Source organism: bacterium, from assembly GCA_037143175.1.
Classification (GTDB): Bacteria; Verrucomicrobiota; Kiritimatiellia; order CAIKKV01; family CAITUY01; genus JAABPW01.
This window is the reverse complement of sequence record JBAWZF010000051.1, coordinates 1-19,591: the sequence shown is the minus strand read 5'-3', so window position 1 is coordinate 19,591 and position 19,591 is coordinate 1. Positions and strand designations below refer to the sequence as shown.

The following is a 19,591-nucleotide window of genomic DNA, read 5'->3' as shown; positions in this document are numbered from 1 at the left end:
TCACTGCTCACTGCTCACTGCTCACTGCCCACTGCCCACTGCTCACTGCCCACTGATTTGCGTTAAAATGGGTGATGGTGGCCACCTCTTCGAGCGTCAGCCCACGCAGACTGGCAATTGTCTGGGCGACGAGGAGTAGGTTGGCTGGTTCGTTTACGGGGTTGCCATCACTGTTTATGAGCCCGGTTGGGTTCAGTTTCTGAGTGGGGAATAAGTCTGGTGCGTCGGTTTCGATCAGGAGTCGATCCTGTGGTACGGCCGCTGCAGCCGCTCGACCATGGATATTCCGCTCAAAGGTGATGGCTCCTGAAAAAGAGAAAAAGGCCCCCCGTCGAACCAGCGGCTGAATCAGTTCGCTGGAGCCGGAATACGAATGTAAAATAAAGCCAAAGGCGGGCCATCCTTTTTCATCCAACAGTTCCATAAGTCGTCCCCAGGCGCGGCGGCAATGGATTGTGACCGGGCGTTCAAGTTCATTGGCGAGATGTATCTGAGTCAGGAAAACGGCCTCCTGATCCGCAAAGGTGGTTTTGTCCAGTGCATGATCAAGTCCAATTTCGCCGACAGCAGACGGGGTGGACGTGAGGAACGTTTCCAAGGTGTCCAGCCAGCCAGCCGTTCTCTCGCCAATATACCAGGGGTGCAGTCCGAACGAGAGCCGGACTTGTGGGAAACGGCGGGCAATATCGGGGAGCAGGGACCAATCCGCTTCGCAACTGCCACAGCACATCAAGCCGGTAATCCCGGCCGATGAGGCGCGCATCATGGCGGCATCAAGGTGCGGTAGGAGGCGGGCATCCTGCAAATGACAATGGGCATCGAATAGTTTCATATCTTGATTGAAACACCAGTTGACATATTACATACTGCGGCCTGATGAATAAAGAAAACGTTCCTGAAAGTGATTCCGCGATTCTCCGGCATGCCAGAGGACAGTTTGCCTGTATTGCCTCGGCCTACTCGCTGGGAACGTTTAACGATAATCTTTACAAGCAGGCGACGATGCTGCTCGCTGTTTTGGCCGGGCGAACGGATACGCAAAGCTATGTGGTAATGGTGTTTACGTTGCCGTTTTTGCTGTTTGCCGCGCCTGCCGGGTGGTGTGCTGACCGTTTCCCGAAGCGTCGGGTCATCATCGTGGCCAAGTGGTTAGAATTGTTGGCCATGCTTTTTGGTGCGGTAGGGGTATGTACCGGCCAAAATTCCCTCATTTTTACGATGTTATTCATTATGGGGGTGCAGGCCACGATTTTCAGTCCTTCCATGAATGGGGCGCTCCCGGAACTCTACCCGCCCCGTTTTGTGCCCCATGCGAATGGAATTCTGCGTATGTTTGTGACAGTGGCGATTCTGGGCGGGATGGCTACGGCGGGATTCCTGTTATCACACAAGGGAGAGGGCTGGTACGGGATTAGTATAGGGCGTTTGCTGGTCGCTGGAGCGGTGGTGGGGATCGCGCTGATGGGACTGCTTGTCAGCTATGGTGTGCCCCGCCGTCCTGCCGCCAATCCGCATAACCCTTTCCCCTGGGATGGCCCGGTTCGGACTTTAAAGGATTTGTGGTCCACGCGGCATGACCCGCTTCTGGCGATTGCCATTGCGACCAATGTGTTTGTGTGGTCGGCGGGCTCGATTGGCATACTGATCCTGAACCCAATGGGGTTGAATCAATTTCACATGGGCGAGTTGCTCACCAGTTGCCTGGGCGTGAGTGAGTTGGTGGGGATTGCCATCGGAGGAATTCTCAGTGCTCGGCTTGTTAAGTTGGATCACTGGTATCGCGTGGTGGGGCCTTCCTGTGCGGGGATGGGATTGGCGATGCTCGGCATGTTGGGGGTGCCTTTCCTGCCGGCGGGCGGACAGCCTTTTGCACTTTACGGGTTGACGTTCTTTCTGGGTGCCATGGGGGGGACTGTCCTGATCCCGATGGAAAGCTTTTTGCAGGTTCGTCCGGCTCCGGCTAGAAAAGGCGCCATTCTGTCATCGGTAAACTTCATCGTTTTTGGTGGGGTTTTGGTATCTGGCGGAGTTGCCAAGTATCTCAACCAATGGTTCAAGCCCACAGAGGCGTTCGCCGTGATGGGGCTTTGTTCTTTACTCATTAGCGCTGTACTCTATACGCTATTCCGGCGAGAAGAAAAACGTACGAATAATCTATAAATCAGGAAATGGAGGGATCATGAAATTGTGGCAGTATACAACGGCCGTGATTCTGGGAGTCGCTTGCGTGGGGTTGAGTGTCATTATTGTTTTCACATCGCGCAGCAACATGGTTATGCAAGATGATATCCAGGCCCGCCAGCAGAAATTGAGTAACAGCATTCTGGGACCGCAGGCGCAACAGGTCGCCAATGGTATTCTGCAGAATATGGCATCCGCGGCGCCCACGAACGCAAAAATGCGCGAATTGCTCGCCAAACATGGATATAATATTCCTGTCACCCCTGAGGAGAAATAAGCCATGAACCAAACACCTAGCGATAAATCGTATAGCGCCTTCTTTCCAGTTGTTTTGATCGCCCTGGGGATCATCATCTTGTTGTCCTGGAACCTGATGGTCGTGCTTAACCAGTATTCCTCCGGTGTGCGAATCAGTGCCCAGCAGGATGTCGAGATGAATCAGGTGGCTCAGGCCGAAGGAAAGTTAAAAGCCATGATGAATGATTTGCTGGCGCTTGCCAAGACAGACGCTGCTGCTGCTGCGATCGTCAACCGGTACAAGATTGCCATTAAATAGGGGTATATTGACCCACAGCCCGAGCTGTAATACCATCACTCGTGTTTTGGGAAGGAGCCAGGTATGAAACTAGCAATAATGGCGTTAACAACAATGCTGCTCGCGGGATCCGTGAGTGCGGGAGAGACACTAATGACGACGAATGCGACGACAAATACGATTGTGGTAATGGCAACATCCGAGGGGGATATTGAGATCGAACTGTTTGCCGATAAGGCACCCATTTCGGTTAGCAACTTCCTGGCCTATGTGGATGAGAAGTTTTATGACAACACGGTGTTTCACCGTGTGATTCCTAACTTCATGATCCAAGGCGGTGGTTTCGATACCAATATGAGCCAGAAGGTCAATAAGGCGCCGATCAAGAATGAGGCGAAGAACGGGCTCAAGAATGATCGTGGGACCTTGGCCATGGCGCGTACCGCGGTTGTGGATAGCGCCACCTCGCAGTTCTTTATCAATGTGGCCAATAACGACTTCCTCAATAATGGCGCCCGTGATTTCGGTTATGCGGTGTTCGCCAAGGTAGTGGCCGGTATGGATGTGGTGGATAAGATCGCCGCCGTCAAGACCACCACGAAGAGTGGTATGGGCGATGTCCCCGCCACCGCCGTCATGATCAAGTCGGTCAAACGGAAGTAAAAGACAGTATCCAGAAATCAGTATTCAGGAGTCAGAATCGGCGGAAGCCGGTCTGGCTCCTGTTTCTTTTGTGGGGTCAAAAATCAGGTATGAGTTAAATAAATTGTTGATATAACTCATAAATATTGTATTTATGAGTTATATTTCGATTGGATATTACTCATGACATGGAATTGGCAACAAGATGATTGGCCGCATTTCCGGTACAATGACAAGGTGCTGGCGCCATTGGAGAGTCTCTTTCTTCGGCAATCAGGGGAATTGTGCGGAGCAATTCGACATCTTTCGGTGGAAGACAAGCAGGTTTTGACTGTTACCTTAATTAGCGAGGAAGCGCTCAAAACATCTGAAATTGAAGGAGAATATCTCAATCGGGATAGTCTTCAGTCTTCGATTCGCAGGCAGTTTGGATTGAAGACCGATGAGAGACGGATTCCTGTCGCCGAACAGGGGCTTTCGGAAATGATGGTGAATCTCTATAAGACCTATGCGGATCAACTCACTCATGAGACGTTCTATGACTGGCATGCCGCCCTGACAAAAGGGAGGCGGGATCTGATTAATATGGGGGGCTATCGCAGTCATAGTGAACCGATGCAAGTGGTTTCCGGCCCCATTCAGGAGCCGGTCATTCATTTCGAAGCGCCACCCTCCAGTCTGGTGAAGGATGAAATGAATGCGTTTATTCGTTGGTTCAACACTACTGCGCCGGATGGCGATACCCCCATACCTCAGCTCGCTCGTGCGGGAATAGCCCATCTATATTTTGTAAGTATCCATCCCTTCGAAGATGGTAACGGACGGATCGGACGGGCGATCTCTGAAAAAGTTCTGGCGCAGGGACTACAGCAGCCCACGCTGATTGCACTGGCAACCATGATCGCGCGCAACAAAAAAGCCTACTACGCCGCGCTTGAACAGGCAAACCGCGGTAATGAGATTACCGGTTGGCTGGAATATTTTGCCGGGACTGTGTTAGAAGCGAGAGCTTACACGATGCGCCAGATTGAATTTCTGATCGCGAAAGCAAAATTTTATGATCGGTTCCGCGGCGTATTCAATGACCGTCAGGCAAAGGTCATTGCGCGTCTTTTCCGGGAAGGCCCGGAGGGATTTACCGGCGGTCTGAGCGCGGAGAATTATATTCGAATAACCTCCACCTCGCGTGCCACAGCAACCCGTGATCTCGCAGAGTTGGTGGAAAAACAAGCTCTGAAGAAAACAGGTCAACTCAAAGGCACTCGCTATTATTTGAACCTTGGCTAACTGGATCTGGTGCATCGCTCTTGCCTTACTGGTGACCTTTTGAGACTCTAAAAGTCATTTCTTCGAAATAGGAAAATGCATGTCCGATAAAGAAGCTACAGCTCGTATCAAGATCAACAAACTGCTCGAAGCCGCCGGTTGGCGCTTTTTTGCTGACGCCAAAGGACCCGCTTGTAGGTAAGGAGCAGGCTCGCAAATACGCGAAGTCGCAAAACTGCCGGTTCATCATTCTCTCGAATGGCAACCTACATTACTTTTGGGATCTCGAACGTGGGAACCCATACGTCATTACCGCTTTCCCGTCACCCGCCTCCGTCACCGGCTATCAGAAGTCAGCACCGGATCCCAAGCGACTAATAGAGGAAGTCGTCGGGGATGACTATGTCGCTCTTATCCATTGGTTTGGTTATCGTCTTGAAACACGCCGAGTGGATCGTATCACCGATTTCTTTCCTGAATTAAAGCAAACCAAAGCGGCTTTTATTGGGGGGCGCAAACTGTTTAAGGATGAACTCGACCGTATTGCTGCGTTGCTAAATGACGGCACAAAAGAAGGGCAATACCGGTTTAAGGAGAATGCCCGGCTGGTGTTGATATGTGGAGATTACGATTAGGACTGGGAAACTATTTTCCCTGACCGTAATAGGCGCTGGCGCCGTGCTTTCTCAAGTAATGTTTGTCTAAAAGCACTTTGGGTACGGCCTTGGTTGACGGGGCAATATGCAGGGTCTCGGAGGCCAGCTTGCAGAGAAATTCCAACACTACGGCACTATCCACTGCCGCCGTTGCCGATTTTCCCCAGGTGAAGGGGCCATGACTCGCCACCAGAACTCCGGGAAACGCCAGAGCATCAAGCTTTTTGAATCGTTCGATAATCACCCGGCCGGTATTCACTTCGTAGTCACCGGTAATTTCCTTGCCCGTCAGCGGTCGTGTGCAGGGAACAGACCCATGATAGTAATCGGCATGCGTAGTGCCAAACGCAGGGATCTCGCGTTGTGCCTGCGCCCAGGCGGTGGCAAACAGGCTATGCGTGTGTACTACCCCACCAAGGCCGGGGAACGCGCGATATAACTCCAAGTGGGTCGGTGTGTCGGAACTGGGTTTTAATTCCCCTTCCACCACCTTGCCGGTCTTGAGTGAAACGACCACCATGTGACTGGGTTTCATTCGATCGTAGGATACGCCTGACGGCTTGATGACAATCAGGCCTTGCTGGCGGTCAATGCCGCTGACATTTCCCCACGTCTGCACCACAAGCCCCTCATCCACCAGGCGCAGGTTGGCGGCACAGACGTCCTTCTTGAGTGCTTCCAGCATGGTTGTTCCTTACTTTCTGGCTTTGTTGCGGATCTCGATCAGGGTCTTCATGACGCCATGGAGATTGCCGGTATAATCCTTCGTACCGAAGGCATCGTGCAGTTGACGATACAGTTTATAGAGTTCCTTGTACACAGTGTGCGCTGCGGGATTTGGGCGATACACGACTGGCTTCAGTCCGGTCATGGCCTTTTGGGCGGCTGTAACGTTTTTATAGGCACCGGCTACCACGGCTGCCGCCACTGCCGAACCCAGTGCGCAGGTTTGCGCCGAGCGTGAGATTTTCATGGGGCGCCCAATGATATCAGCATAGATCTGCATGACCATCGGGTTCTTCTCGGCAATACCGCCGCAGTTCACCACGGACTTGACCTTCACCCCGTATTCCTCGAACCGGTTGATGATGGTCAGTGCGCCAAAGGCGGTTGCCTCAACCAGGGCGCGATAGATCTCCGCCGGGGTTGTGTAAAGCGTCTGCCCAACCAGAAGACCTGTCAACCGTTGGTCCACAAGGATGGTCCGGTTGCCATTGTTCCAGTCGAGTGCCAGAAGACCCGAGGCGCCGGGTTTGAGCTGAGATGCTTTGTTGGTCAGAGCGACATGGCCGCCGTCCTTGCCGTGCGGCTCAATGTAATTGACGAACCAGTTGAAGATATCGCCCACGGCTGATTGGCCAGCTTCCATTCCGAAATAACCCGGAAGGATACTTCCCTTGACAATCCCGCAGATGCCGGGAATGTCGGCGAGTTTCCGGTTCCCCGGCGCCACCATCAGATCGCAGGTACTGGTGCCGATCGTTTTCACCAGTGTGCCTTCGCCGACGCCCGCGCCGACCCCGCCAAGATGGGCATCAAAGGCCCCGACGGCGACTGGGATTCCGGCCGTCAGACCGGTCTTGCCCGCCCATTCCGCTGTCAAACTGCCTGCTGCTTCGGAAACATCATACGCTTTGGCCGCCAGACGTCCACGTAACGCACCCAGTTTCGGGTGGAGCTTGGAGAGGAATTGGACATCGGGGTAACCGCCCCATTCAGCATTGAACATCGCCTTGTGGCCGGCGGCGCAGACGCAGACTTTGGTTACGCCCGGCTTCTGGGTTCCGGTCAGCATGGCGGGAATCCAGTCGGCCATCTCAACCCAGGTGTAGGCGGCGTCAAAAACTTCAGGACTCGTCCGCAGGCAATGCCAGACCTTACTGAAAAACCACTCGCTACTATAAATGCCGCCGCATTTCGCCAGATATTGGGGACGCATCTTGCGGGCTAGCGTGGTGATCTGGGAGGCCTCCTCGACGCCGGTATGATCCTTCCAGAGCCATGCCATGGCTGCGGGATGTTTGGCGAATTTTTTTGTCAAGGCCAGCGCGGTGCCGTCCTGGTCAACTGGCAGGGGCGTGCTCCCCGTCGTGTCCACGCCGATACCGATCACTTGTGACGGTTTGAATCCCTTGATTTTCTTTGCTGAAGCGGCAAGGGCTGCCTTAATCGTGATTTCGGCGCCTTCCAGATAATCTGCCGGATGCTGCCGCGCCAGGTTGGGGTCGGATGACAGGATGACCCCTTCCTTGCCGTGAGAATACATGTGCACCGCTGAGCCCGCTTCGGCACCGTTGGAAATATCCACAACCAATGCCCGTACCGAATTTGTTCCGTAATCCAAACCAATCGTATATTTAGCCATAAGTATCTCCTTGTTTAAAGATCAAGTATTCAGGATTCAGTAGTCAGTAGTCAGAATTCTGAATACTGAATCCTGTCTCCTGAATTCTCATTTACCGTCCCACGCCCTGAAGCAGGTGATACGCGATATCATTCCAGCGAAGCTCATTCTTGAGGGCCGGGATGGTCGTGCCTTCGCCGATGCGGATCATCTCGATGCCGGCGATGGCGGCGAAGTCTTCGAGGGTTTCCGTTGTGACGGCGCTGCTGAAGGCGGAGTGATGAGCGCCACCAGCATAGATCCAGGCGGCGGCGGCCGTTTTGAAGTCCGGCAGTGCCTCCCACATTGCGCAGGCGACTGGCAATTTAGGCAGGGGGCGCGGCGGCTTGACCACGTTCAGTTCATTGACGATCAGGCGGAAGCGGTTGCCCATATCGACCAGTGTGGCGTTAAGTGCCGGACCGGGCTTGGCGGTGAATACGAGCCGGGCGGGGTCTGCCTTGCCGCCGATCCCCAGAGGATGGATCTGCAACGAAGGCTTGGCGGCGGCAATGGAAGGGCAAACTTCCAGCATATGGGCGCCCAATACCAACGGACGTTTCGGATCCATATGATACGTGTAGTCTTCCATCCAGCTTGTTCCGCCTTTGAGGCCGGTTGCCATGGCTTTCATGCTGCGCAGCAATGCGCAGGTCTTCCAGTCGCCTTCGGCGCCGAACCCGTAACCTTCGGCCATCAGGCTCTGAACCGCAAGGCCGGGGAGTTGCTTCAAGCCGTGGAGATCCTCGAATGTGGTGGTAAAACCCTTGAAGTTGCCTTTTTCGAGGAAGGTACGTAGTCCGACTTCAATCTGGGCGGCGTCTTCAAGGCCGCTTCGTTTGGCTCCGCCTTTGCGCAGGGCTGGTGCCACGGTGTAGGCAGCGTCATAGGCGGCACACTGGGCTGTGATCTCCTTGGTGCTGACGGCATTGATAACCTCGACCAGATCGCCTACGGGATGGGTGTTTACAGAGTAACCCAGGCGGATCTCGGCAGCGACTTTGTCGCCCTCGGTGACGGCCACTTCGCGCATGTTGTCGCCGAAGCGGACAAACTTGGCGCCCTGCAGATCGGTCCAGCCGCGCACGGCGCGTTCCCAGGCGGCGATGCGGCCTTGAACTTCCTGATCCTGCCAGTGTCCGACCACAACCTTACGCTCAAGGCGCAGGCGTGCATGGATGAAGCCATGTTCGCGGTCGCCATGGGCCGACTGGTTCAGGTTCATGAAATCCATGTCAATGGTAGGCCAGGGCAGATCGCGGTTGAATTGCGTATGCAGGTGGAGCATGGGCTTACGGAAGGCGGTGAGTCCGCCAATCCACATTTTAGAAGGAGAGAACGTGTGCATCCACAGGATGACGCCGCCGCACGATGGGTCATTATTGGCTGCCGTCAGAGTGTTGCGGATCTCGTCGGGAGTTTTGACCACCGGCTTGAAGACCGTTTTAAGAGGGATCCGGCCGGAGGCGTTGAAGCCATCCACGATTTTCCCCGAGTGTTCGGCGACCTGGGCAAGGGTTTTGGGTCCATACAGATGCTGGCTTCCGGTGATGAACCAGATGGTCAGGTTTTCAGCGATGTTTTTCATAGATTCTCCTTAAGGTGATTCACAGTATGATCATTAAGCGCATTATACAATAATCCAGCCTTCATGGCTTGATTGGCTAATTAATCTCATATATTTTTCTGAAATCAAATAGAGAAAATGAACATTCGGATGGATCAGACGATCATCAACCAGTGATATGACTGTTTGGCCCCGAACAATCGGTGGTGAAGTCTTTTGGGGATTCTGATACTAATAGTACAGATCAACAGGTTACATCATGAGTAATTCAGCGTTCAAGCTTCAAGCACCGTATAAGCCCACGGGTGATCAGCCGGATGCCATTGCGGCGTTGGAGCGGGGGGTGGCGGCTGGAAAACGGTTTCAGATTCTTGAGGGAGTCACGGGCTCAGGGAAGACGTTTACCTTGGCCAATGTTATTGCCCGTTATGGCCGCCCGGCTTTGGTGATCTCTCACAATAAGACTTTGGCGGCCCAGCTATATTCCGAGCTGAAAACCTTTTTCCCGGACAATGCGGTAGAGTATTTCGTCAGTTATTACGATTACTACCAGCCGGAAGCGTATATTCCTCAGACGGACACCTTTATTGAGAAAGATGCCTCGATCAATAAGGAGATCGAGCGGTTACGTCTCTCGGCCACCAATTCCATGCTATCACGAGAGGATGTCATCATCGTGTCGTCCGTATCCTGCATTTATGGGTTAGGGTCGCCGGACGACTACCGGCAGATGGTGGTGGAGGCCCGGGTGGGAGATACGGTCGATCGGGATGAACTGCTTAAGCGGCTGGTGGATATTCAGTATACTCGGAATGATTACGCGCCCGAGCCCGGGACGTTCCGGGTACGTGGTGATACGGTGGATGTGTTTCCTTCCTATTCCGTCAAAGGGGTCCGGCTGGATTTCTTCGGGGATCAACTTGAGCGCGCGCAGTCGTTTGATGCGGTGAGTGGGCATGTGCAGGGGGGGCTCGACCATGTGTTGATCTCCCCAGCCACGCATTTCGTGATGCCCTACGAAAAAATCGAGGGAGCCATTGCTGCCATTGTGGCGGAGATGGAAGAGCGGATCCGGTGGTTTGAAGCCAATGGCAAATTGCTGGAGGCCCAGCGCATCAAAATGCGAACCATGTATGATATGGAGATGCTGAAAGAAATCGGCTTTTGTTCCGGCATCGAGAATTATTCCCGGCACTTGAGTGGGCGGCAGCCCGGCGAAAAACCGGCCACCTTACTAAGTTATTTTCAGGGGGAGTTCGTGACGATACTGGATGAATCGCATGTCACGGTCCCGCAGATCCGCGGCATGTTCAACGGGGACCAGGCTCGAAAATCGGTTTTGGTTGAGCATGGTTTCAGATTGCCATCCGCCAAGGACAATCGCCCCATGAATTTTGATGAATTTATGGCCTCCACGGGACCGATTATTTTTACATCCGCGACGCCGGGGCCTTTCGAGCGTGAGATTTCGCTGCCCCCGGTCATGCAGCTGATTCGGCCGACTGGACTGATCGACCCTCCCGTGATTATCCGTCCGCTGGCAAACCAGATCGATGACGTCATGGAGGAAATCCGGGCGCATGCGGCGAAGGGAGAGCGTGTGTTGGTCACCACCCTGACTAAGCGTACATCCGAGGATCTGGCGGACTACCTCAAGGGGGTGGGTCTCAAGGTTCGTTATCTCCATTCCGATATCGTCACGATTGAGCGGGTGGAAATATTGCGCAGCCTCCGTAAAGGTGATTTCGACTGCCTGATCGGGGTCAATCTGCTTCGGGAAGGGTTGGACCTGCCTGAGGTCTCCCTCGTTGCCGTTTTAGACGCTGACAAGGAGGGATTCCTGCGCTCTGAGACATCACTGATTCAAACGGCGGGACGTGCGGCCCGGCATCTTGATGGCAAGGTGATTCTGTATGCCGATCAAATCACCGGCTCCATGCAGCGCATGATGGAAGTTACGGAGAAACGGCGGGCGGTTCAGATTGAATACAACCGCGTAAATCATATTACTCCGAGCAGCATCCAGAGAAGTGTCCAGGAAAGCCTTGTAATTGAATACAAGGGGAAAGAAATTGAGGCTTTGGTTGCCAAGGAGAGCGGTGTGGACTTCGATATCTATGCCACGCTGCGTGAAATGGAAGTAGAGATGGTGGAGGCCGCGGAAACTTTGGAATTTGAGCGTGCGGCCATGTTGCGGGATCAGATCAAGGAGCTTCGGTCTGCCGCAGGACTGAAGGATGAGGTGCCGTCCGGTAAAAAGGCCTCTGGAACCGTGCGTTATCCCACTGGGCGTAAGCGGCGGGCAAAAGAGAATCTGCAGAAAACATGACGTGTTATAAAAAGCGAGGTTATAGATGACCATACTTAACGGTAATAAACCAGCTTGTGATACCTGCTATGCCCCGGCGGCCCGAATGACTGAGGCTGACATTCAGGAGCAACTCAAGGCAACGATTGGAAATCCCGTCATCGACACCCTACTGAAGTCCGTTGGTGGATTCCTGGCCATTCTAAATGAACAGCGGCAGATTCTCGCGGCCAATGACGACTTTTTGAAGACACTTGGTGTTTTTGATATTGCAGGGGTTCTGGGACTCCGGCCGGGCGAGGCGCTTCAATGTATTCACGCGGCTGCGCACGAGGGCGGATGTGGCACTTCCGAATTTTGCGCCACGTGTGGAGCCGTGGTGGCCATTATGACGTGTCTGGGGAACAATGAGCCGGTTGAGTGTCCTTGTTCTATCACCGTACGCAAGAACGGCCTTAACAAAGATATGTATTTCAGCGTGAGGGCGTGCCCCTTGCCCCTGGGGGATCGGCGGCTGGTGCTTCTGTTTATGCAGGACATAAGCATTCATCAGAGGCGTGCGGTTTTGGAGCGTGCCTTCTATTCGGATATCAGCGGTATGATTGTCAGTGCGCTGGGTCGGAGTAAATTGTTGCTGACGGCGGATGTAGAAAGAAGCCATATGCTGGCTTCAGATATATTTGAGGTGTTGATCCGACTGGCTCAAGAAGTGCGAATCCAGAAGTCGTTGATTCAGGAAACGGAGGGAGGGGTATTTCCGCTGTTACGACTAACCGCTGTTGCTGATGTTTTGAAAGAGATTGCGAAGACGTGTGAGTCCTATCCGATGGCCCAAGGGAAAAAACTGATCGTGGAGGATAAGACGGAAGGCCTCAGGCTCAAGGCTGACTCCTGGCTTCTGCAGCGAGTTATCGGGGGGATGGTTATGAATGCCTTGGAAGCCTCCATTGAGGGCGATGAGGTCCGTTTGACGGCTGAGATCGAACGCTCTGTGCTGACCTTTTCGGTTTGGAATCGCCAATATATTCCGGCAGAAATAACGAAGCGGATCTTTCAGCAGAATTTCTCGACACATGCTGAACTGGGCCGGGGCATGGGTACCTATTTCATGAAGGTGATTGGAGAGCAGTCGCTGGGCGGAAAGGTCGCATTTACAACTTCTAAAAACGAGGGTACCGTGTTCAGGATCAGCCTGAATGTGTAGAAGCCAGTTTCCAGTGGGCAGTAGGCAGAGGGCAGTAAGCAGACCCTGCCAACTGTTTACTGCTTACTGGAAACTGGCTACTGACTTATCCCGGTAGCGGCGGGTAAGATCCCCATAGGCGTCGATGCGGCGGTCACGCAGGAAAGGCCAGATGCGGCGAACCGCCTCACTTTGATCAAGGTCCACGTCCACTATGAGTTGGGCCTCGTTTTCGGTGCTGGCTTTGGTAATGAATTCTCCCTGGCAGCCTGCGGCGAAGGTATGACCCCAGAACTGAATTCCCCCTTTGCCGGAGGGCGAGGCTTCAAAGCCGACCCGGTTGACGCTAAGGATGGGGATTCCATTGGCAATGGCATGAGCCCGTTGACTTGTGACCCAGGCGTCAAGCTGCCGTTGTTTTTCGGCCGGGGTATCGCTTCGCTCCCAGCCAATGGCCGTGGGATAAATCAGGATGTCCGCACCATCCAGTGCCATCAAGCGGGCGGCTTCCGGGTACCACTGATCCCAGCAGACAAGTACACCGAGCTTTCCGACAGAGGTTTGAATGGCGTGAAATCCGAGATCACCAGGGGTGAAGTAAAATTTTTCGTAATAGGCGGGATCATCTGGAATGTGCATCTTGCGATACTGGCCGGCAATCGAGCCATCGGTCTCAAAGACTACCGCTGTATTATGGTACAGCCCGGCGGCCCGGCGTTCAAAGAATGAGCCAACAAGGACGACGCCATTATCGCGTGCAGCCTTGGCGAAGGTATCGGTGAGCGGCCCGGGTATGGATTCCGCGAGGGAACAGAGATCGGGATCTTCGGTCTGGCAGAAATAGAGGGAGGCGTGGAGTTCAGAAAGCACTACCAGTTTGGCGCCGCCTTGGGCCGCCTGATGGATGGCCGCCACGCTTTTGACGACATTGGCGGCGCGATCCGGGCCGAATGAATGTTGGATTAATGCGGTTTTGATGGTTTTCATTCCAGAACTCCTTTGGGAAGCTGCATGGTGACGCAGTGCAGGGATCCATGCTGAAGAATGAGCGCGGAACAGTCAATGCCGATAATCTTGCGGCCGGGGTAAGCTTTCCCAATGAGGGAAAGGGCAAGTGGATCACGGGGATCGTTATAAATGGGGACCAATACGGCTCCATTCAGGATGAGAAAATTGGCATAAGAGACGGGGAGCCGATGATGATCTTCGTCATATTGGGCGGCGGGCCAGGGCAAAGGAATGAGGTGATAAGGCTTACCTGTCAGGTTTTGCAAGAGTTTCAGTTCATCTGCCATGGCGGTGAGTTCAGCAAAATGTTCGTCTTCGGGATTGTCGCAGGCTTGGTAGATAATGGTGTCATGTGGGGCAAAACGGGCGAGCATATCTATGTGGCCATCGGTGTCGTCGCCCGCAAGGTAGCCGTGGTCCAGCCATAAAACGCGGGTTGCCCCAAGAAACTGGGCCAAGGCCTGCTCGGTATCTTTCCGGTTCATATGGGGATTCCGGTTCGGGTTGGCGTTGCAGGAAGAAGTGGTCAGGATGGTGCCGTGTCCATCAGTTTCAATGCTGCCGCCCTCGAGAATGATGTGGACGTGACGCAGATGAGCGGGGCCAAAGACTCCGTGTTCCTTGAGTTTTGCTGAAATGGCGTTGTCCAGATAAGCGTTAAATTTGCCGCCCCAGCCGTTAAATTGGCAATCCAGAAGCACAGGGTGATGATTTTCGAATACCGTGATGGGTCCGAAGTCACGAGCCCAGGTGTCATTGGAGGGGATCGGGCAGCACTGAATACGGTCAGACAGGGCGTTGGTATGCTGGAGGAAATGATGAACTTCCGCAGGATTGGCGGTGACCACAATGACTTGCGCATGGTGAGACGCTTCGGCAATGATCCGGGCAAATGTTTCCTGGGCTCTGGTCAGGTAGGGCTTCCAGTCAGTTTCGGCATGTGGCCAGGCCAGCAAGACTCCGTCCTGCTCTTCCCATTCGGCTGGATATCTGATGGTGTTCATAGGGGGGAAAGATAAGGAGCGGAAAAGAGACCGTCAAGCCGATAGCCCAAAATAAAACCGCGGTTCCGAAGAACCGCGGTTAGAGTGGTAAGCATTTGCCTGCTACCGGGCACCCCAGTCGGCCAGTTGATCTGAGACTTTATAGCGCCTTAGGCACCGTCTCAAATATCACCAACCTCAGGTCAACTTATATAATTAGCATACGCTATGCCATAGTGAGATAGGGGGGGTGTTTTAACAGGGTCTTCACATTAGGTCATCATATTCAGCCGTTACTGTATTTTTAGAAACGGGAGATACGCGGCAAGTCTGTCTCAAGGGAGAATGCAATCTCGGGACTGAGACAGTGATTTGCGACATTGAGAATGGACAAATGAACCTGATTGCTTCATCTTTTTGATTGTTATGGGATTATACGACAGAGACTATATGCGGGAGAGACCTGCTGGTGAATCGGAAGAGCAATCCGGGTTGAACCGGTTGCAGCTACGCCGTCGTCGTCTAATCATTATTGGACTTGTTTTGCTTGGGGCGGCCATGGTGGCGATGTTGGCAACAAACTGACAGCTTATGAGTGAATCCAGTCAAACCTCGCGTATCCCTATCAGATCCTGTGGCGAATGCTGTACCCGGCTACGTAATTTCGGGGTCAGGTTACGGGGAGAAGCGGTGCTGGAAGAGATCAATCTTCACATGCATTGTGGTGAACTCACGGCGTTGATTGGGCCGAATGGGGCTGGAAAAACAACTTTGTTACGCGCCATGGTGGGGGAATTGCCGCATTCCGGGACGCTCCGTTTTATCCATCATGGTAATGTGGAGACGACCATGCCGATTCGGATCGGATACGTGCCGCAGAAACTGGAACTGGATCGGACTTCCCCGACCACGGTGTTGGATTTGTTTGCGGCGACGATCAGTCGTTGGCCCCTCTGGCTGGGAACCCGGAAGGCCGTGCGGAGAGAGGCCGGTGAAAAGCTTGAGTTAGTCGGGGCGGAGCAGCTTCTGAATCGGCGGCTTTCCGAGATTTCGGTCGGCCAGCTTCAGCGCATCATGTTAGCCCTGGCCTTGACCCCGGTTCCTGAATTATTACTGCTGGATGAGCCCGTGGCGGCCCTGGATCAGGGTGGTATGGAGCTTTTTTATCAGACGGTTTCAAAGATGCGTCAGGAGTACGATCTCTCGATTCTCCTGGTTTCGCATGATCTGACGGCCGCTGCCCAATTTTCAGATCGAATGATATTGCTGAATCGGAAGGTGCTATGTGATGGTCCCCCCCGCGAGATTCTGCTTAATCCCTTGATTCGACAGACGTTTGGTTTCGGATATACAGAGGCTGAGATTGACGGGCGGCGCTCCTTGTTGACAGGGTTGAAGCATGAGCAGTGCGCCCTGCCGGTGGAGGTTAAATCATGAGTATGTGGCATGCCCTAATCATGAGCCTGCCCTTCGAATGGGCGCAGTATGACTTCATGCATTATGCGCTGCTGGCAATTCTGCTGATTACGCCGTTGCTCGCGGTAATGGGCTGCCTTGTGATCAACAACCACATGGCTTTCTTTTCCGAGGCCATGGGGCACTCGGCTTTGACCGGCGTGGCACTGGGGGCAATTATCGGGCTGGGGAACCCCGCTGTTACGATTATCGGATTTGCAGTTCTGCTGGCGCTGGGGATGGTTCTGCTACGGCGCTTCAGTGCCTTGCCGGCGGACACGAGTATTGCCCTGGTAATGGCTTTTGTCGTCGCCTTGGGCGTGGTATTGCTGTCCCGTGGCGGTGGTTTTGCCAAATACTCCCAATATTTGATTGGAGATATATTAACAATTACCCCGAAGGATCTTGGAGGGCTTGCCGTGTTGTCCGGCGTTGCCGGCGTGTTGTGGATATTCCTGTTCAATGCCTTTTTCTTTGTCAGTTTAAATCGTTCGCTAGCATCAAGTCGTGGCTTGCCAACGGCTTTTCTTGAGGCTCTTTTTGCTGTACTGGTGGCCGTGGTGGTGTCCGTCAGTATCCCCTGGGTAGGCTTGCTGGTGATTAACTCCATGCTGATCCTGCCTGCGGCAACGGCCAGGAATCTTGCCCGGAATACCCGGCGGTATGTTTTGGGGTCCGTGATTGTGAGCCTGCTCTCCGGCGTGTTAGGCCTAGTCTGTTCCTATTACTGGAATACCGCCACCGGAGCGACGATTGTGCTTTGGGCCTGTGGCTTCTTTGGCGTCTCGCTGGCCCTGCGCCGGAGGTAATTGGCCTAATATTGGCACCGGTGTTTCTGAGATACAGGCTCACCTTCTTTAATTCTAGTTATTAGCTAATATTATCTTTTAACCAGCTTTCGCTTGTGTCAAAGTCCTTGGGGTTGTGGCGAGAAAAGACGAACAAGGACAATCAAAGACAAACAAGGATAGACACGGACTGACACGGACTGACAAGGAGAGCAGGATGCGTGTTTTGGCGTGTCCGTCTGTGTCCGTCCGTGACTGTCTGTGATCTTTGTGTTTTCCAAAGGAGCGAACCTATATGAGCGAGAAAGAAAGCCTCCTGCCAAAGCATGGCGGGTATAAGAACCTGCTTTCGTATCAATTGGCCGAACTGGTCTTCGACATCACGGTGTTGTTCTGTGAGAAGTACGTCCGGATCTCGGATCGCACAAACGACCAGATGGTTCAATCGGCGCGCTCCGGCTTCCAGAATATTGCCGAGGGCTCTGTTGATTCCGGCGTTTCCAAGAAGAGCGAAATCAAACTGACTGGGATCGCGATCGGATGCATGGATGAACTGGTCAAAGACTACCGGAAATATCTGCAAAAGAAGAAACTGGAGGAGTGGCCGCCCCAGCATCAGGCTTTGCTGGATTTAAAGGGCCGGCATGTGAAGTCGCTGGATGAGTTCCGCAGATGGGTTAAGGATGCCTGGGTGAAATCCGGGAAGACTTGCCCGCCAGACCAAATCTCGGCGAACGGTGTGTTGTCGTTGCTGAATCTGGCTCTCTATCTGACGCGCAAACAGTTGTCAGCCCTGGAGAAGAAGTTTCTTGAAGAAGGTGGCATTACCGAGCGGATGTATCGGCTCCGGAAAGAAGCGCGGGAGAAAACAGGGGAACATGGGTGGACGCGGACGGGCAAGGTGTGGAAATGATGGATTATTATGGAGTCATATCTATGCACGACTAGCGGGTGTGCATAAATAAAATAAGATAAATCGTTGACAATCGTCATACTTAGCATATAGTAATAAGGGAAAGTATGAAAACGGCAGATAAAAATATAGTTAAGCTTAGCGCGATAGCCGAAATTCGGATGGGTGCTACCTTGCGGGGGCGGGATGCGACTCGGCCTGTGCCGACTGGGTCCTGTCATTTTGTGCGAATAGGGGATATTTCTCAGGATGGCGAACTATTGACGAATGAACTCATCCGTATTGAGCCCAATGAGACGATAAAAGAAGATTTGTTTCTGCGGTCGGGTGATGTTCTGTTCCCGAATCGCGGCACTCGGACTACGGCTTTGGCATATCGTCTTGATATGCCGTGCACGGTGGTAGGGGCTCAGTTTTTTGTTTTAAGGCCCGATCCCGCGCGGGTGTTGCCGGAATACCTGGCATGGTTTCTCAGGTCGGACCAGGCTGTACGCCATTTCGAGGGGCGCCGCAAAGGCTCCTATGTCCAGATTATCCAGCGGAGTGACCTTGCCGAGATGGCGATGCCATTGCCGTCGCTGGAAGTGCAGCAAAAAATTGTGGAGGCTGCCGATTTAGCATTGAAGGCGAGGGGGCTCGAGGAACGCCTGGCCGCGCTGAACTGGAAACTTTCCAAGACTGCTCTTTTAAAAGCCGCAACCGATCACATTGAAAATCAACCGAAGGAACCATGTAAATGAAGAAGATTGATCAAAGCCAAATCAATGATGTCGCCTGGCGCGCCTGTGACACGTTTCGCGGTGTTCTGGATCCGGCCGACTACAAGAATTACATCCTTGTCATGGTGTTCTTGAAATACATCTCCGATGTCTGGAGCGACCATCGCGAACGCTACCTTAAGGAATTCAAAGGGGATGCCACACGGGTTGAGCGCCGTCTCTCTCGTGAGCGTTTCCAGTTGCCGGATGGGTGTGATTTCAAAAGCCTCTATGAGCACCGGAACAAGGCCGACATAGGGGAACGGATTGATGTGGCCTTGGGGGCGATCGAAGATGCCAACAAGGAAAAATTGGAGGGAGTCTTCCGCGAAGTCAGCTTCAATTCGGAAAATAAGCTGGGACAGACGCGGGACCGCAATGCCCGGCTGAAGCACCTGCTGGAGGATTTCAATGATCCGCGTATTGATTTGCGCCCCTCTGTGGTGGGTGAAGAAGATGTAATTGGTAATGTTTATGAATACCTGCTGGAGCGCTTTGCTTCCGATGCCGGGAAGAAGGCGGGAGAATTCTACACGCCAGGACAAGTGTCCTCCCTGCTGGCCCGTTTGCTGGCGCCGAAGAAAGGGAACACCATTTGTGATCCTGCCTGCGGTTCGGGATCGTTACTCATCAAGGTGGGGCGTCAGGCGGATGAGCGCAATTTTGCCCTGTTCGGGCAGGAGAGTAACGGCACTACGCATGCTCTCTGCCGGATGAACATGTTCCTGCATGGCATGGACAGTTTTCGTATCGAGTGGGGCGATACCCTTCGCAATCCACGCCTGGTCGAGCATGACCAGTTGATGAAGTTCGACATTGTGGTCGCCAATCCGCCGTTCTCGCTGGAGAAGTGGGGGATTGAGGAGGCGGAGGCCGATCCATACCACCGGTATCACCGCGGATATCCGCCCAAGTCTAAAGGGGATTACGCCTTTATCACCCACATGATCGAAACGGCCCGTGAG

19 protein-coding genes and 1 pseudogene are annotated in these 19,591 nt (G+C 53.4%); 14 read left to right on the top strand and 6 right to left on the bottom strand.

Going from position 1 to position 19,591, the window contains the following annotated elements:
• Nucleotides 1-7 precede the first annotated feature (7 nt).
• The gene (locus tag WCI03_12620) at nt 8-832 is read right to left on the bottom strand and encodes a TatD family hydrolase (protein ID MEI8140695.1); all 825 of its coding nucleotides are present in this window, start codon (nt 830-832) and stop codon (nt 8-10) included.
• Nucleotides 833-876: 44 nt separating this feature from the next.
• Here WCI03_12620 and WCI03_12615 point away from each other — a divergent pair, with 44 nt between their 5' ends.
• From WCI03_12615 to WCI03_12590, 6 genes and pseudogenes are all read left to right on the top strand, one after another.
• On the top strand, nt 877-2,160 hold the full coding sequence (locus WCI03_12615) for an MFS transporter (GenBank protein ID MEI8140694.1): 1,284 nt from the start codon (nt 877-879) through the stop codon (nt 2,158-2,160).
• A 19-nt stretch (nt 2,161-2,179) separates the two neighbouring features.
• On the top strand, nt 2,180-2,458 hold the full coding sequence (locus WCI03_12610; protein MEI8140693.1) for a hypothetical protein: 279 nt from the start codon (nt 2,180-2,182) through the stop codon (nt 2,456-2,458).
• A 3-nt stretch (nt 2,459-2,461) separates the two neighbouring features.
• On the top strand, nt 2,462-2,737 hold the full coding sequence (locus WCI03_12605) for a hypothetical protein (protein MEI8140692.1): 276 nt from the start codon (nt 2,462-2,464) through the stop codon (nt 2,735-2,737).
• Nucleotides 2,738-2,800: 63 nt separating this feature from the next.
• The gene (locus WCI03_12600; protein ID MEI8140691.1) at nt 2,801-3,379 is read left to right on the top strand and encodes a peptidylprolyl isomerase; all 579 of its coding nucleotides are present in this window, start codon (nt 2,801-2,803) and stop codon (nt 3,377-3,379) included.
• A gap of 162 nt (nt 3,380-3,541) precedes the next feature.
• Nucleotides 3,542-4,645 (top strand): Fic family protein, encoded by a 1,104-nt coding sequence (locus WCI03_12595; GenBank protein ID MEI8140690.1) that lies wholly within the window; start codon nt 3,542-3,544, stop codon nt 4,643-4,645.
• Nucleotides 4,646-4,724: 79 nt separating this feature from the next.
• Nucleotides 4,725-5,037: pseudogene (locus WCI03_12590) on the top strand (restriction endonuclease subunit R).
• Nucleotides 5,038-5,269: 232 nt separating this feature from the next.
• Here WCI03_12590 and WCI03_12585 read toward each other — a convergent pair.
• From WCI03_12585 to araA, 3 genes are all read right to left on the bottom strand, one after another.
• Nucleotides 5,270-5,965: an L-ribulose-5-phosphate 4-epimerase gene (locus tag WCI03_12585; protein ID MEI8140689.1), complete on the bottom strand. Its 696-nt coding sequence runs from the start codon at nt 5,963-5,965 to the stop codon at nt 5,270-5,272.
• Nucleotides 5,966-5,974: 9 nt separating this feature from the next.
• Complete coding sequence (locus WCI03_12580) at nt 5,975-7,645, bottom strand: ribulokinase (GenBank protein ID MEI8140688.1); 1,671 nt, start codon at nt 7,643-7,645, stop codon at nt 5,975-5,977.
• Between the two features lie 91 nt (nt 7,646-7,736).
• A complete protein-coding gene (gene araA / locus WCI03_12575) occupies nt 7,737-9,251 on the bottom strand; it encodes an L-arabinose isomerase (protein ID MEI8140687.1) in 1,515 nt (504 codons plus the stop codon).
• 238 nt (nt 9,252-9,489) lie between these two features.
• On the opposite strand from araA, the gene uvrB reads away from it, so the two are divergent.
• Together uvrB and WCI03_12565 are read left to right on the top strand one after the other, a co-directional pair.
• The gene (gene uvrB / locus WCI03_12570) at nt 9,490-11,559 is read left to right on the top strand and encodes an excinuclease ABC subunit UvrB (GenBank protein ID MEI8140686.1); all 2,070 of its coding nucleotides are present in this window, start codon (nt 9,490-9,492) and stop codon (nt 11,557-11,559) included.
• Between the two features lie 25 nt (nt 11,560-11,584).
• A complete protein-coding gene (locus WCI03_12565; GenBank protein MEI8140685.1) occupies nt 11,585-12,742 on the top strand; it encodes a HAMP domain-containing sensor histidine kinase in 1,158 nt (385 codons plus the stop codon).
• A gap of 63 nt (nt 12,743-12,805) precedes the next feature.
• Here the strand turns inward: WCI03_12565 and WCI03_12560 are convergent, their stop codons facing one another.
• On the bottom strand, nt 12,806-13,708 hold the full coding sequence (locus WCI03_12560; protein ID MEI8140684.1) for a carbon-nitrogen hydrolase: 903 nt from the start codon (nt 13,706-13,708) through the stop codon (nt 12,806-12,808).
• Nucleotides 13,705-14,733: an agmatine deiminase family protein gene (locus WCI03_12555; GenBank protein ID MEI8140683.1), complete on the bottom strand. Its 1,029-nt coding sequence runs from the start codon at nt 14,731-14,733 to the stop codon at nt 13,705-13,707. Before WCI03_12555 ends, WCI03_12560 begins: the two co-directional genes overlap by 4 nt.
• Before the next feature lie 429 nt (nt 14,734-15,162).
• Here WCI03_12555 and WCI03_12550 point away from each other — a divergent pair, with 429 nt between their 5' ends.
• The 6 genes from WCI03_12550 to WCI03_12525 form a co-directional block, all read left to right on the top strand.
• The gene (locus tag WCI03_12550; protein MEI8140682.1) at nt 15,163-15,297 is read left to right on the top strand and encodes a hypothetical protein; all 135 of its coding nucleotides are present in this window, start codon (nt 15,163-15,165) and stop codon (nt 15,295-15,297) included.
• Nucleotides 15,298-15,303: 6 nt separating this feature from the next.
• Nucleotides 15,304-16,149 carry a metal ABC transporter ATP-binding protein gene (locus WCI03_12545; GenBank protein MEI8140681.1) on the top strand — a complete coding sequence of 282 codons (846 nt, stop codon included), beginning with the start codon at nt 15,304-15,306 and terminating at the stop codon, nt 16,147-16,149.
• The gene (locus WCI03_12540) at nt 16,146-16,976 is read left to right on the top strand and encodes a metal ABC transporter permease (protein MEI8140680.1); all 831 of its coding nucleotides are present in this window, start codon (nt 16,146-16,148) and stop codon (nt 16,974-16,976) included. The genes WCI03_12545 and WCI03_12540 overlap by 4 nt, the downstream gene beginning before the upstream one ends.
• 274 nt (nt 16,977-17,250) lie before the next feature.
• Complete coding sequence (locus WCI03_12535) at nt 17,251-17,868, top strand: four helix bundle suffix domain-containing protein (GenBank protein ID MEI8140679.1); 618 nt, start codon at nt 17,251-17,253, stop codon at nt 17,866-17,868.
• 107 nt (nt 17,869-17,975) lie between these two features.
• A complete protein-coding gene (locus WCI03_12530) occupies nt 17,976-18,608 on the top strand; it encodes a restriction endonuclease subunit S (GenBank protein MEI8140678.1) in 633 nt (210 codons plus the stop codon).
• Nucleotides 18,605-19,591 (top strand): class I SAM-dependent DNA methyltransferase (locus tag WCI03_12525; GenBank protein MEI8140677.1); only part of this gene is annotated, 987 nt, incomplete at its 3' end. The genes WCI03_12530 and WCI03_12525, both read left to right, overlap by 4 nt.

What these genes read in the sequence shown, in the direction of transcription:
- WCI03_12560 (MEI8140684.1), bottom strand. Translation starts at nt 13,708, where the DNA reads ATGAAAACCATCAAAACCGCATTAATCCAACATTCATTCGGCCCGGAT.
- WCI03_12620 (MEI8140695.1), bottom strand. Translation starts at nt 832, where the DNA reads ATGAAACTATTCGATGCCCATTGTCATTTGCAGGATGCCCGCCTCCTA.
- WCI03_12610 (MEI8140693.1), top strand. Translation starts at nt 2,180, where the DNA reads ATGAAATTGTGGCAGTATACAACGGCCGTGATTCTGGGAGTCGCTTGC.
- WCI03_12605 (MEI8140692.1), top strand. Translation starts at nt 2,462, where the DNA reads ATGAACCAAACACCTAGCGATAAATCGTATAGCGCCTTCTTTCCAGTT.
- WCI03_12595 (MEI8140690.1), top strand. Translation starts at nt 3,542, where the DNA reads ATGACATGGAATTGGCAACAAGATGATTGGCCGCATTTCCGGTACAAT.
- WCI03_12565 (MEI8140685.1), top strand. Translation starts at nt 11,585, where the DNA reads ATGACCATACTTAACGGTAATAAACCAGCTTGTGATACCTGCTATGCC.
- WCI03_12530 (MEI8140678.1), top strand. Translation starts at nt 17,976, where the DNA reads ATGAAAACGGCAGATAAAAATATAGTTAAGCTTAGCGCGATAGCCGAA.
- WCI03_12580 (MEI8140688.1), bottom strand. Translation starts at nt 7,645, where the DNA reads ATGGCTAAATATACGATTGGTTTGGATTACGGAACAAATTCGGTACGG.
- WCI03_12615 (MEI8140694.1), top strand. Translation starts at nt 877, where the DNA reads ATGAATAAAGAAAACGTTCCTGAAAGTGATTCCGCGATTCTCCGGCAT.
- WCI03_12550 (MEI8140682.1), top strand. Translation starts at nt 15,163, where the DNA reads ATGCGGGAGAGACCTGCTGGTGAATCGGAAGAGCAATCCGGGTTGAAC.
- WCI03_12540 (MEI8140680.1), top strand. Translation starts at nt 16,146, where the DNA reads ATGAGTATGTGGCATGCCCTAATCATGAGCCTGCCCTTCGAATGGGCG.
- WCI03_12545 (MEI8140681.1), top strand. Translation starts at nt 15,304, where the DNA reads ATGAGTGAATCCAGTCAAACCTCGCGTATCCCTATCAGATCCTGTGGC.
- WCI03_12535 (MEI8140679.1), top strand. Translation starts at nt 17,251, where the DNA reads ATGAGCGAGAAAGAAAGCCTCCTGCCAAAGCATGGCGGGTATAAGAAC.
- uvrB (MEI8140686.1), top strand. Translation starts at nt 9,490, where the DNA reads ATGAGTAATTCAGCGTTCAAGCTTCAAGCACCGTATAAGCCCACGGGT.
- WCI03_12585 (MEI8140689.1), bottom strand. Translation starts at nt 5,965, where the DNA reads ATGCTGGAAGCACTCAAGAAGGACGTCTGTGCCGCCAACCTGCGCCTG.
- araA (MEI8140687.1), bottom strand. Translation starts at nt 9,251, where the DNA reads ATGAAAAACATCGCTGAAAACCTGACCATCTGGTTCATCACCGGAAGC.
- WCI03_12600 (MEI8140691.1), top strand. Translation starts at nt 2,801, where the DNA reads ATGAAACTAGCAATAATGGCGTTAACAACAATGCTGCTCGCGGGATCC.
- WCI03_12555 (MEI8140683.1), bottom strand. Translation starts at nt 14,733, where the DNA reads ATGAACACCATCAGATATCCAGCCGAATGGGAAGAGCAGGACGGAGTC.